Source organism: Flavobacterium sp. UBA6135, from assembly GCF_002428305.1.
Classification (GTDB): domain Bacteria; phylum Bacteroidota; class Bacteroidia; order Flavobacteriales; family Flavobacteriaceae; genus Flavobacterium.
Window position 1 is genome coordinate 18,649 of record NZ_DIVJ01000012.1, and the last position, 13,380, is coordinate 32,028.

Annotated in this window: 9 protein-coding genes and 1 pseudogene; all 10 read right to left on the reverse strand. The window is 33.3% G+C overall.

All coding sequences use genetic code 11. From position 1 onward, the window contains the following. Positions 1-24: 24 nt before the first annotated feature. On the reverse strand, positions 25-942 hold the full coding sequence (locus B3L86_RS03830; RefSeq protein WP_291115205.1) for a dimethylarginine dimethylaminohydrolase family protein: 918 nt from the start codon (positions 940-942) through the stop codon (positions 25-27). A 168-nt stretch (positions 943-1,110) separates the two neighbouring features. Beyond that, positions 1,111-2,394 (reverse strand): citrate synthase, encoded by a 1,284-nt coding sequence (locus B3L86_RS03835; protein WP_291115207.1) that lies wholly within the window; start codon positions 2,392-2,394, stop codon positions 1,111-1,113. Positions 2,395-2,594: 200 nt separating this feature from the next. Next, positions 2,595-5,585 (reverse strand): DUF7619 domain-containing protein, encoded by a 2,991-nt coding sequence (locus B3L86_RS03840; RefSeq protein ID WP_291115209.1) that lies wholly within the window; start codon positions 5,583-5,585, stop codon positions 2,595-2,597. An 81-nt stretch (positions 5,586-5,666) separates the two neighbouring features. Continuing rightward, a complete protein-coding gene (locus B3L86_RS03845; RefSeq protein ID WP_291115211.1) occupies positions 5,667-6,428 on the reverse strand; it encodes a LytR/AlgR family response regulator transcription factor in 762 nt (253 codons plus the stop codon). A 56-nt stretch (positions 6,429-6,484) separates the two neighbouring features. Continuing rightward, positions 6,485-8,452 (reverse strand): tetratricopeptide repeat-containing sensor histidine kinase, encoded by a 1,968-nt coding sequence (locus tag B3L86_RS03850; protein WP_291115213.1) that lies wholly within the window; start codon positions 8,450-8,452, stop codon positions 6,485-6,487. A gap of 145 nt (positions 8,453-8,597) precedes the next feature. Then, the gene (gene eno / locus B3L86_RS03855; protein ID WP_291115215.1) at positions 8,598-9,890 is read right to left on the reverse strand and encodes a phosphopyruvate hydratase; all 1,293 of its coding nucleotides are present in this window, start codon (positions 9,888-9,890) and stop codon (positions 8,598-8,600) included. 157 nt (positions 9,891-10,047) lie between these two features. After that, entirely contained in the window at positions 10,048-11,166 is a 1,119-nt protein-coding gene (carA, locus tag B3L86_RS03860; RefSeq protein ID WP_291115217.1) for a glutamine-hydrolyzing carbamoyl-phosphate synthase small subunit, read from the reverse strand. A gap of 447 nt (positions 11,167-11,613) precedes the next feature. Beyond that, positions 11,614-12,120, reverse strand: coding sequence for a 50S ribosomal protein L17 (gene rplQ / locus B3L86_RS03865; protein WP_291115219.1), 507 nt, complete (start codon positions 12,118-12,120; stop codon positions 11,614-11,616). 63 nt (positions 12,121-12,183) lie between these two features. Further along, positions 12,184-13,176: a DNA-directed RNA polymerase subunit alpha gene (locus B3L86_RS03870; RefSeq protein ID WP_291115221.1), complete on the reverse strand. Its 993-nt coding sequence runs from the start codon at positions 13,174-13,176 to the stop codon at positions 12,184-12,186. A gap of 21 nt (positions 13,177-13,197) precedes the next feature. Continuing rightward, positions 13,198-13,380: pseudogene (locus B3L86_RS03875) on the reverse strand (30S ribosomal protein S4); the annotation flags it as partial.

The following is a 13,380-nucleotide window of genomic DNA, read 5'->3' on the forward strand; positions in this document are numbered from 1 at the left end:
TAACAGATAACTGACAACCGACAACTATTTATCTCTTACTAATGGTAATGTTGAACATCGCAACAATCCTTCTTGTTTAGCAATTTCAGCGTATGGAATTTCTTCGACGGTGAAACCATTTTCACGAAGCCAATTGTTCAGTCTCGAGAAATTTCGTTCTGAAACCACAACATCCGGTGCGATGGAAAACACGTTGGAATTCATATGATACATTTCGTCTCGTGTAATGTGAAATAGATTTTCTTTTCCGAAAAGGTTCACTAAAAACATATAATCAGCTTCTTCACGAAATCCACTTTTGTAGATGATTCCTTTGTTTGTTCCAACGGGTTGAAAACAACAATCAAGATGCAACGCATTGTCACGAGCTTCAATCTTTGATTTCACCAAATCGAAATCTTTTACTTTTTTGTGTGGAAATAGTTGTTTGATATATTCCACTCCTTGCCAATTGGTTCGTGCTGTGATGTAATCTTTATAATCAGAACCTTTATACGTACCAATGAAAATATAATCATTCCACAACATTACGTCACCTCCTTCGATATGTACTTCTTCCGGTGGACGCACTACTTTTTTTGGGTCAATGTGGTCAATAACATATTGAATGGCATCGAGTTCTTTTTCTCTATCGGGAAGAATATTGGCTTTGATGAAAATATCATCAATTACAAAACCAATGTCGCGACTAAAAATTTGGTTATAATTCGGAATAATATCCGGTCTAAAAACTTCTACGTCGTATTTTTTAAACACTTGGTTGAAAGCTTCCATTTCATCAATCATATCGGCTTCTATGGGATAGGTTCCGGCTAAAATGTGTTCGAGTGATTTAGGGTCATAGGCTTCTTCGGCAGTTGGCGTTGGCCCATTGCTTACCGCAGTTCCTAAGACCACGGCCCTCAATCGGGAAGTTTCGTTTTGTATGTGTAATGGTAACATAAAGTCGCTTTTGGCTTTTGACAAAGATAAAAAAAGGCTTTCCAAAAGCAATATATTTGTGGTATTAATAATTTATGAAACTATATTTTAAAGATTTGATAAAATAAGAAAGCCCTCCTAAAAGGAAGGCTTTCTTATTTGGCATGGACAAGTCAAGACTTGATCCTACTATCTTTTATCCATTGATTTGAACTCTCTCAAGGGATGACCCACATAAACTTGACGTGGTCTTCCGATTGGTTCTTTGTTGATTCGCATTTCTTTCCATTGAGCAATCCAACCCGGTAAACGACCAATGGCGAACATTACGGTAAACATTTCGGTTGGGATTCCTAAGGCACGGTATATAATTCCGGAATAGAAATCAACATTCGGATATAAGTTTCTTGCTTTGAAGTATTCGTCTTCTAAAGCCACTTTTTCTAATTGTTTTGCAATATCCAATAACGGATCATCAACGCCTAAAGAAGCTAAAACATCATCAGCAGCTTTTTTAATGATGGTAGCACGTGGGTCAAAGTTTTTATAAACTCTGTGTCCGAATCCCATTAAACGGAACGGATCGTCTTTGTCTTTTGCTTTTAAGACAAACTTGGCCACATCGCCACCGTTTTTGTGAATTTCTTCTAGCATTTCTAAAACAGCTTGGTTAGCACCACCGTGAAGGGGTCCCCAAAGTGCAGAAACACCTGATGCGATAGATGCAAATAACCCGGCATGAGAAGAACCTACAATTCGTACTGTTGAAGTGGAACAGTTTTGTTCATGATCTGCATGAAGTATAAACAATTTGTCTAAAGCTTTAACAACAATTGGATCAATTTTATAAGGTCCTGTTGGCAACTCATACATCAAATGCATGAAATTTTCAACATATCCTTTTGTATTATCATAATAATTTAACGGATACCCCATTGATTTGCGGAAAGTCCAAGTAGCGATAACCAAAAATTTACCCATGGTTTTACATACCGCTTCATACATTTCTTTTTCGTTGTGAGGATTAACCGATTTCGGATTGAAAGCCGTTAATGCACTTGTCAAAGAAGCTAAAACTCCCATTGGGTGAGCTGTTTTTGGAAACCCATCAATAATGTTTTTCATTTCTTCATTGACTAAGGTATATTTGCGAATACCATTTTCAAATTTCTCTAATTCAGCTTTTGTTGGTAATTCTCCAAAAATAAGTAAATAAGAAACTTCCAAAAAGTTTGCCTTTGATGCTAAATCTTCAATAGAATAACCTCTGTAGCGAAGAATTCCTTCTTCTCCATCTAAAAAAGTAATTTCACTTTTACAAGAACCTGAGTTTTTATATCCCGGATCTAATGTAATGGCACCGGTTAAGGCACGTAATTGCTCGATATCGATAGCGGCTTCATTTTCACTTCCAACTATAATTGGAAACTCATATTCTTTGCCATCGAATTTTAATATTGCAGTTTTTGACATGATTATGTGTGTAATTTGTATGTATAAACAATGTTTGTTGCGAAATTACGGAATTTTAGAGGAATGTTAAAATTTTATCTCTATCGTTTTCGTTAAATTTAGTATAAATATTGTAAAGTTTGTATACATCAAAACATCATAATAAAAAAACTCACGAATAAAATCCGTGAGTTTTCAATTCAAAATTCAAAATTAACTGATTAATTCTTAATCAATTTTACCACTTTGCTCCCAATCATTGTATTTATTTTCACAAAATACATTCCGTTTGTTCTTTGAAGCAAATTTATTTCTGTAGAAATATTATTTACAATTGTTGTTTGCAATAATCTCCCTTGAATATCATATAATTCAACCGTTTTTATTGTGTTACTATCGTCACTTTGAATATTCACTCTATCTGAAGACGGATTAGGATAAAGAGTTATCAAACTATCTAAAAGGGGATTATCAACACTTAACTCTTGAAACAGAGTTACTGCCATGTTGGTTTCAATTGGCAAATTATAATTATAATAAATAGTTGCTTTTTTCTGAACATAGTTGCCACTTTGCATAGTGTCATGTGTTTTCATTTTCAATAAAATGTTACCATGACCACCAGATTCTAAAAGAATATTTTGAAAAATAAATTCTACTTTATCTCCTTTGATTCTTGCATCAACTTCATGAGATGCTTTTAATATCTGCAATGTATTACTGTCAAAATCATTTTCATTTATGCTTAAACTTATTATTATATTTTCAGCAGAAGCAGTACCGGTATTTTCAAAATTGATTATGTAATGTAAGTACTCCCCTATTTGAGAGGTAGAGGCTAAATTACCTTCCACACATGTTATGCTATTTGTAACATAAGAGTCAACAACAACTTGATTAAAAACAAACGTATTATCTGCAGGAGTTTCATCGCCAATAATTGGTACAATTGTAGATGTAAATTGCAAAACATCACCACTATTCACCGGATTTGTATCCGTTGATGAATTTATGTTGAATGTAATATAGATGTTTCTACTTTCAAATGGAATCAGATTGACATAACTCCAAGAAATCACCCCCGCGTCCATTGTTGTTGGTGCAGTAGAGGCAGACACAAAATTCATAAAATTTGTATTGTAACTAAAACTAATACCATTAGCTTGTGATAAGGTTTGATTGCCTTTATTTTTAAAAACTATTTGATAAACGGCTTCATAACCCGGACGTGCCGGAAAAATAGGTGATACAACAATTTCTACATCAGGATGAAAACCATTTGGAGTAATACAAAAATTTTGTATTATGCTATTATTATCATTATTCAAAAAAGGAATTGTAATTGTTGGCGGTGAAAAATTAAACCAACTGGGATTTTCAATATTAGGTGTCAAAACAAAACTTCCTGCTTGTGTATAAAATGCGTACTCTCCCAAATTGTTTGTAAAACTAGCTCCTTCAAGCATACCGTCGTTAATATCTACTCTAATGTTGGGCTGTGGTATATCTTGTATGTCGCATCCATTAGAATTACCATCCATAATAATTTTTCCGGTAATAGAATTGTAATTTCCTCCAGGTAAAAAAGTACAGTATGAATTAATCACATAGTCATCTGGATTACCAGCAGAACCCAATGACTGAATACTTTGAATTTGGGTTTCATCAGCACAAATGTATATAAGGTTTGGACAATTCACTGCCCAAATAAATTCATCAATCCCATTTTTTATAAATAAAGTTTCAAGAAGACTGTTCTCACTGCATCTAAACTCTTGAATTGATGGTAAATTTTCAATATTTAAAGTTGTAAATAGGTTATTGTTACACCTCAAAGTAAGTAAATTATTTAACCCATCAACATTTAAAGTTGTCAACTGATTGTTATTCACTTGGATTTGAGATACTAATGGAATTTGTTGCACATCTAAACTAGTCAACAGATTATCGTTTGCATTTAAAGCATATAACGATGTTAAACCTTCTAAGTTGATTGTTGAAAGTTGGTTATTTGGGCAATTTATTGCTCCAAGGTTTGGCAAATTGTTAACAGTTAAAGAGGTCAATTGTGAAGAATTACAATCTAACCCTGACAAATTTGTAAATTGTGTAACATCCAATTCGGTTAATAAAGTATCATTACAGGCTAAATATTGTAAGTTCGGTATTGATTGAAGATTTAAACTTGTAAGTGGATTAATTCCACATTTAATTTCGATCAAATTTGAAAAATTCTGAAGCGTTAATGTTGACAAATTATTACCAGCACATTCAAAATATACTAAATTGGCTAACAAATTAATATTTATATCTGAAAGCAAATTAAAATTACAATCCAAATATGTTAGATTTAAGAATGAATTTATACCTTCAAGAGAATTAATCTTCTCATTATCATCAAATAAAAAACTATTTAACCTAAAGTAAGTCACCTCAAGAGCTTCACTGAGTTGAATTTCTCCATCATCATTGGCATCAATTGTTATCCAATTATTAAATCCGTTTTGAGCCACTTGAACTGTAGGTGAAGCAGAAAGCAATCGTGCTTTAAAATTCACATCAGGAATAAAAACAATTCCATCTTCAGCTACTATTAAATCAAAGCTTGTTATTGAAAAACAACCTGTTTCTGTATTTTCAACTCTAGCGTAAATTGTTTGAGGATTGGAAACATTTGAAAAAGCAGTCGTAGAAACTATCATTGATGAACCTGAAACTGCATTTGTTTCTGTTGCATAATAACTAACAAAAGCTGATGAATTCCCATTAATTAAAAAAGCATTTTGTGTAGATAAATCAAAAGTTGCCGTTCCAACAAAAGGCGATTGATAGATAACTAAATTTGATGGTTGCACAATAGATGGTAACGGATATACAATCAAATCAAAACTTGTAATCGCAAAATTTGTTGGGTTTGCATTTTCTAAAACTCGGACAAATATTGTGTGAGGATTAAAAGTATTTAAATAAGAACTAGGATTTGCGATTGGAGCCATCTCATTTTGAGCATCGGCAAGAGAAGTATAAAAAGTTATTGTATAAAGTGATGGATTTAAACCGTTTAAAATTTCAGGAATAGTCACTGTCAAATCAAAGGCTTCAAATCCATCACTATTTTGATCACAAATCGCCAAATTATTTGGCTGCCCAATTGGGGGTTGTGCATAAAGTGAGCCTGTTAGTAAAATAAATAAAAGTAAAATCTTTTTCATAGCAATTTATTTTTTTAAAGGTAATTCAGTTGGTTTGATTTATAAATGATTAATGAGTAAACAATGGTTTTGAATTAGAATTTATAACGATTTCAATAATTCCTGTAACCGTTCCTTTTTTCGTTGTGAAATTGGGATATTACTATTATCTGTCATCACTACATATCCCCCGTCTTTTTTTATATATGATTTCAAATAAGCCAAATTGATTAAATGCGATTGATGAATGCGTTCAAAACCATGTTCCATTAACAATTCTTCATATTCTTTTAATGTTTTTGAAATCAGTATCGGTTTATTGTTCTTGATATAAAACTTGGTATAATTGTCTTCGCTTTCACATCTGATAATGTCACTAATCTCAAACAAATGGATACCATCTGATGTTGACAAAGCAATGCGTTTAAAATTGTCAACTTTTTTTCTGATATTTTCTAATAATAAATCAATATGAGCATAATTGTCGCTTTGAGATAAAACGTGCTTTATCTTTTCAATTACTTTTTGTAATTCATCCGGATCAACGGGTTTTAATAAAAAATCTAAAGCACTAAATCGAAAGGCTTTAATAGCATATTGCTCATGAGCGGTAATGAACACTACTTGCGATGTAATTTTACCGTTCTTTGACGCGAGTTGTTCCAATAAATCAAAACCGGTTCCATCAGTGAGTTGAATATCTAAAAACAAAACCTGCGGTTGCAATTGGCTCATTGCTTCCACTCCGGATAATACACTATCTGCTTCACCAATAATTTGTATTTCAGGTGCATAACGCAAAAGCAGCTTTCGCATTCCTGCTCTTAAGTTAGCATCGTCATCTATTAAAATTGCTGTTGTCATTTTTTAATTTCAGGTTGCGGATTTCGAGTGCGGTTTGCCTCCCAATCCGTAAATTACTATTTTATATATTGTATCGGCAAATTCAGTACTACTTTTGTTCCTTGAATTTCTCCTTCATTGTCCTTCATTTCTTTGATTTCTACTTTAGCTTTTTGAGCTGTAGAAGCTTCCATCATTTCCAATCGCTTTTTTGTAATATCTAAAGCCATTGATTTGTGAATAGCTACCAAATTTTCTTTTATTTCTTTCGATTTTTCAAATCCAATTCCGTCATCTAAAATAGTACAAATCAAATTTTCTTTATCTAGTGAGAAGTCTATGGAAATAGTTCCGTTTTCTTTTTTGGGAATCAAACCGTGAATAATTGCATTTTCTACAAACGGTTGTAATAACAATGGTGGAATAGCCATATCGTCTTCAATATCAGAACTCTTTGTGATTTTAAAATCAAAAACATTATTAAATCGCAATTGTTCTAATTCCAGATAATTTTGTAAACTCTCCATTTCTTTATCAATTGGAATCAATGATTCTTTGGAATACTCTAAAGTCAAACGCATTAACTTGGAAAATTTAGACAAATATTTGATAGCTGAATCGGTTCCATTCTGAACTATAAAACTGGAAATAGAACCCAAACAATTAAACACAAAATGTGGATTCATTTGAAGATGCAGGGCTTTTTGTTCATATTCAGCCAACTCTTTTTGTAAGGTCAATGTTTTCTTTAACTGAAATCTGTTATAAAATAAAAATGCAATTCCAATGATAAGCAAAGTCAACAAAGCAATAAATAAGCTTATTAATGTTTGTCGTTTTGATTTTTCTGAAAGCACTAATTCCCTTTTTTCAAGTTCCTTTTTTTGTAAAGCTTCTTTTTTCTCAAACTCATAATTCATTTCCGCTTGGACACTTCTTCTAATATTTTCATGATTCATCAAGCTATCTTGAGCCGCTTTAAATAATTTAAAATGCACGAGTGCTTTTTCAGTATCATTTAATTTTTCATAGATTGAACTCAATAATTTTTCAGCCAAAGCGGCACCTTCTATGACATTTAACTCCTTAGATAAATTAGCCGATTGTTGAGCATATTTTAGAGCTTCTTTATAATTCTTTTTTTCATAAAACCATTGCCCCAAAAAAAGATAAGTATCAGACTTTCCGAATTTATCACCAATTACATCAAGACTATTTAAAGCTAAATCCCAACTTTCCAAAACTTTATTCGGGTTATTTATCTCTTTAAAATAAAGTCCTAAATTATTATATAATTCACCCAAACCTCTTGGATTTGGATATTTTTCAAAAAAATATTTGGCTTTTGTATAGTATTCCTCTGCTTTTTGAAAGTTTTTTTGTTTCAGATGCAAATTACCTATGTTAGTACAAGTAATTCCAACGGTTTTATCACCTGTTTTTTCTTGTAATTTTTGTGCTTTGATAAAATATTCAAGTGCTTTAAAATCTTCGTTTTGTGCTCTGTAAACTACTCCTATGTTATTAAAAACTCTAGCTACTTTTTCTTCATCTTGCAATTCCTCATAAATTGCAACTGCTTTTAAATGAAATTGAAGGGCTTTTGCATAATTACTTTGTTCCGAAAATACAACGCCCATACTACCAAACGTTCGTGCTAAACCACTTTTGTTTTTAAAATCCTCTTTGGAGCCAATTGACAATTCGTTTTCAAAAATCAATTTTGCTTTAGAAAAATAATCCAAGGCTTTTGAGTATTCTCCAGTAATAATAGTTGAGATTCCAAGGTTCAAAAAAGCATTTCCTTCTTCAGACTTAAAACGTATTTTCTGAGAAAGTTGCAATGCTTTTTGAGCATACTCTTTCATCTTTTTCGGGTCACTACTTTTATAAAAATCCGAAATGGCATTCAGAATTTGAGTCTTTTCAATTTCATTTTTAGACTTTTCCAATGCAGTCAACAAACTATCTGCGACAGCATTTTGACTTAAAAGATTCGAAAAACTGGATAAAAATATAAGTAGCAGTACTAATAACTTCCTCATAACAATCAATTGATAAACAAATATAGTTTTTCGATTGATATCTAAAGTTTACAAATGAGTATAATGTGGTTTTGATTTAGAATATGAAAAAGAAAAACCCTTTCAAATTCATTGAAAGGGTTTCTTTATAAAGTCTTTAAAAAAACTATTTCTGTTTGAAAGCATTCAATCCGGGAAAGTAAGCCACCTCCCCTAATTCTTCTTCAATTCGAAGCAATTGATTGTATTTTGCCATACGATCGGAACGCGAAGCCGAACCGGTTTTAATTTGACCACAGTTTAAAGCTACGGCTAAATCTGCAATAGTATTGTCTTCTGTTTCTCCCGAACGGTGAGACATTACAGAAGTATAACCTGCATTGTGAGCCATGTTTACAGCTGCAATAGTTTCTGTTAATGTACCAATTTGGTTTACTTTAATCAAAATAGAATTGGCAATTCCTTTATCAATTCCGGTTTTTAAACGTTGCACATTGGTTACAAATAAATCGTCTCCAACCAATTGTGTTTTGTTACCGATAAGGTCTGTTAAATATTTCCATCCGTCCCAGTCGTTTTCATCCATTCCGTCTTCTATAGAAATGATTGGATATTTTGAAGCTAATTCAGATAAATATTCAGCTTGTTCAGCAGAAGTTCTGATTTTTCCGGTTTCACCTTCAAATTTTTTGTAATCGTAATTTCCATTTACATAAAATTCGGCAGCAGCACAGTCTAAAGCAATCATCACATCATCCCCAAACGTATAACCTGCATTTTCAACGGCCAATTTGATAGAATCTAACGCGTCTTCTGTTCCGCCGGGTAAGTTCGGTGCAAAACCACCTTCGTCACCAACTGCAGTTGACAAATGACGATCGTGCAATACTTTCTTCAAGTTGTGAAAAATCTCCGTTCCCATTTGCATGGCATGCGTGAAATTTTTAGCTTTTACTGGCATAATCATAAATTCCTGAAATGCAATTGGAGCATCAGAATGTGAACCTCCGTTAATGATATTCATCATTGGAACTGGTAATGTATTGGCAGAAACACCACCCACATAACGATATAAAGGCATTCCCAATTCGTTAGCAGCAGCTTTGGCAACGGCTAATGAAACACCAAGAATAGCATTGGCACCTAAATTTGATTTATTTGGAGTTCCATCCAATTCAATCATGGTTTTGTCGATTTGATTTTGTTCAAAAACGGACATACCCACTATTTCATTGGCAATGTTAGTATTTACGTTATCTACTGCTTTCAACACGCCTTTTCCCATATATGATTTTCCACCGTCACGTAATTCTACGGCTTCGTGTTCTCCGGTTGAAGCTCCTGATGGAACAGCAGCTCTTCCTAAAATTCCGTTTTCTGTAATGACATCTACTTCAACTGTTGGATTACCTCTTGAATCAAGGATTTGTCTTGCATGTACTTTGATAATAATACTCATGGTTTATTTATTTACTATTTTTTAGTTATTTATTTTGATGATACACAAATTTACGGATTCTAAATTTTGATTTTTATATAATTTAATCAAAGTTATAAACGCAAACGTTTTAGTAAAAAGAGACCTGACAATTACACAAACTGTCAGGTCTTTCTATTTAAACTTCTTGTAAAGTTGCTTTTTTAATGTTGGAAATGAAATCATCAAACAAATAAGATGAATCGTGTGGACCTGGACTTGCTTCGGGATGGTATTGCACCGAGAAACAATTCTTAGATTTCATTCGCATTCCGGCTACGGTTCCGTCGTTAAGGTGTTCGTGGGTGATTTCTAAATCGGGATGTTTTTCAAGTTCTTCGCGAACAACAGCAAATCCGTGGTTTTGAGAAGTAATTTCTCCTTTTCCGGTGATGAGATTTTTTACGGGATGATTGATTCCGCGATGTCCGTTGAACATTTTATAAGTTGAAATACCGTTGGCCAAACCAATGATTTGATGACCTAGACAAATTCCGAATAATGGTTTATTGTCGGCTATGATTTGTTTTGCAACCTCGATTACGCCGGCCAATGGTTCCGGATCGCCGGGACCGTTGGACAAAAAGTAACCATCAGGATTGAAACTTTGTAAATCGGCATACGAAGCGTTGTATGGAAATACTTTGATATAACAATCTCTCTTGGCTAAATTGCGAAGGATATTGGTTTTAATACCTAAATCTAAAGCAGAAATTTTATACGTTGCGTTTTCATCTCCAAAGAAATAAGGTTCTTTGGTTGAAACGGTGGAAGCTAACTCCAATCCTTTCATGTCTGGAACGTTGGCCAATTGATGTTTCAGTTCGTCAATATGGGTTCCATCGGTGCAAATTACGGCATTTTGTGCTCCGTGGTCACGGATGTAACTTACCAAAGCTCGCGTATCGACATCAGAAATGGCAATTAGGTTTTGTTTTTCGAAATAATCGTATAAACTTCCGGAAGCATCATCTCTTGAATAATTGAAGCTGAAATTTTTACACACTAATCCAGCTATTTTAATAGAATCAGACTCTACTTCTTGGTCGTTTACACCGTAATTTCCAATATGTGCATTAGTGGCTACCATGATTTGACCAAAATAAGAAGGATCGGTAAAGATTTCCTGATAGCCTGTCATTCCGGTGTTGAAGCAGACTTCCCCGAAGGTTTTTCCGCTGATTCCGATTGATTTTCCGTGAAAAATAGTGCCATCTGCGAGTAAAAGAATGGCGGGTTGTCGTGTAGTGTAGTTCATTGTTGTGTGTTGTTTTGCAAATTTAGTTTAAATTCTGAATTTGGGAAAGTTTTTTTTCTGAGTTGCTGAGATGCTGAGTTTTGTATGGTTGACATTTTTTTAACCATATAAGGCATAAAAGATTTTATTTTTTTGAACCAATAAGAGATTAAGTTACATTATGCTTTTAATTTCTTCGTTTTTACACCTGACAGGTTTTTGAAACCTGTCAGGTGTAATCGTAAGTTCTTAATTTATTGTTTTTTTTCTTGGCACTTTCGTTTTATGGCTTACTTTTTAGCCCCGATTGCAGCGATATCCTTTTGTGTAGCTTGTGGAACAAAAGATATAGCGGAAAGCGGGAACATAGTTTCCTGAAAAAGTCCGAGCCATTCGCTTCTGAAAAAATCAAAAAAAAAGGACAAACTCGAAAGTTTATCCTTTTTTATTATTTGAAAATGAATTTCATTATTCAGCAGCTTCGGTTGTTGGAGTTGAATCAGCAGCTGGAGCTTCCGGTGCCTTAGCTTCAGGAGCAGTAGTTTCTGCTTTTTTAGCTTTTCCACCACGACGGCTTTTTGCTTTTTTCTCTTCTTTTTTACCTCCGTTGTATAGTTCGTTGAAATCTACTAGCTCGATCATCGCCATATCAGCGTTATCTCCCAAACGATTTCCTAACTTGATGATACGTGTGTAACCACCTGGACGGTCACCCACTTTTGCTGCTACTTCTCTAAAAAGTTCTGTAACTGCATATTTGTTTCTCAAGTAAGCAAATACAATACGTCTGTTGTGCGTAGTATCTTCTTTTGATTTTGTGATCAATGGTTCAACGAATTGTTTCAAAGCTTTTGCTTTGGCAACTGTTGTATTGATTCTTTTGTGCTCAATTAATGAACAAGCCATGTTAGCCAACATTGATCTTCTATGACCTTGTTGTCTGCTTAAATGGTTGAATTTTTTTCCGTGTCTCATGACGTGTTTTTTAAACCTTCATCTTGCATCTATCCGCTTTGGAGAGCAAAATATGAAGTAAATTTATTCTTTATCTAGTTTATATTTTGACAAATCCATTCCGAAATGTAAGTTTTTGATTGCCACAAGCTCATCAAGCTCGGTCAATGATTTCTTACCGAAATTACGGAATTTCATCAAGTCGTTTTTGTTGAATGATACTAAATCACCAAGCGTTTCAACTTCTGCAGCTTTCAAACAATTTAATGCTCTTACAGAAAGATCCATATCAACAAGCTTAGTTTTAAGCAATTGTCTCATGTGTAATGATTCTTCATCATAGGATTCTGTTTGTGCAATTTCGTCAGCTTCAAGTGTTATTCTCTCATCTGAGAACAACATAAAGTGGTGAATTAAAACTTTTGCAGCTTCTGTTAAAGCATCTTTTGGATTGATTGAACCATCAGTTTTTATTTCAAAAACCAATTTTTCATAATCTGTTTTTTGCTCAACACGGAAGTTTTCAATTCCATATTTTACATTCTTTACAGGTGTAAAAATAGAATCAATAAATATAGTTCCAATTGCTGCATTTTGTTTTTTATTCTCTTCAGCAGGAACGTATCCTCTTCCTTTTTCAATGGTTAATTCGATGTTCAAATTAACTTTTGAATCAAGGTTACAGATAATTAATTCTGGGTTTAACACTTGAAATCCAGAAATAAATTTCTGAAAATCACCAGCAGTAATTTGTTCTTTACCGGAAAGTGAAATTGTTACAGTCTCATTATCAACTTCTTCAATTTGACGTTTAAGTCTAACTTGTTTTAAGCTTAGAATGATTTCAGTAACATCTTCAACTACACCAGAAATCGTAGAAAATTCGTGATCAACACCTTCAATACGAACAGAAGTTATTGCATAACCTTCAAGGGCTGAAAGTAAAACTCTTCTAAGTGCATTACCAACTGTCAATCCGTAACCAGGTTCTAAAGGTCTGAATTCAAACTTACCTTCAAAATCGGTTGAATCGATCATGATAACTTTATCTGGTTTTTGAAAATTAAATATTGCCATAATTTAGACTTCTGTCAATTTTTATTTGTTGTATAACTCAACGATTAGTTGTTCTTTGATATTTTCTGGAATTTGTAAACGTTGTGGAACAGTTACAAAAGTACCTTCTTTAGTATCATTATTCCAAGTGATCCACTCGTAAACTTTACTAGCATTTGCTAAAGAACTATTGATAGCTTCTACAGATTTTGATTTTTCACGAAC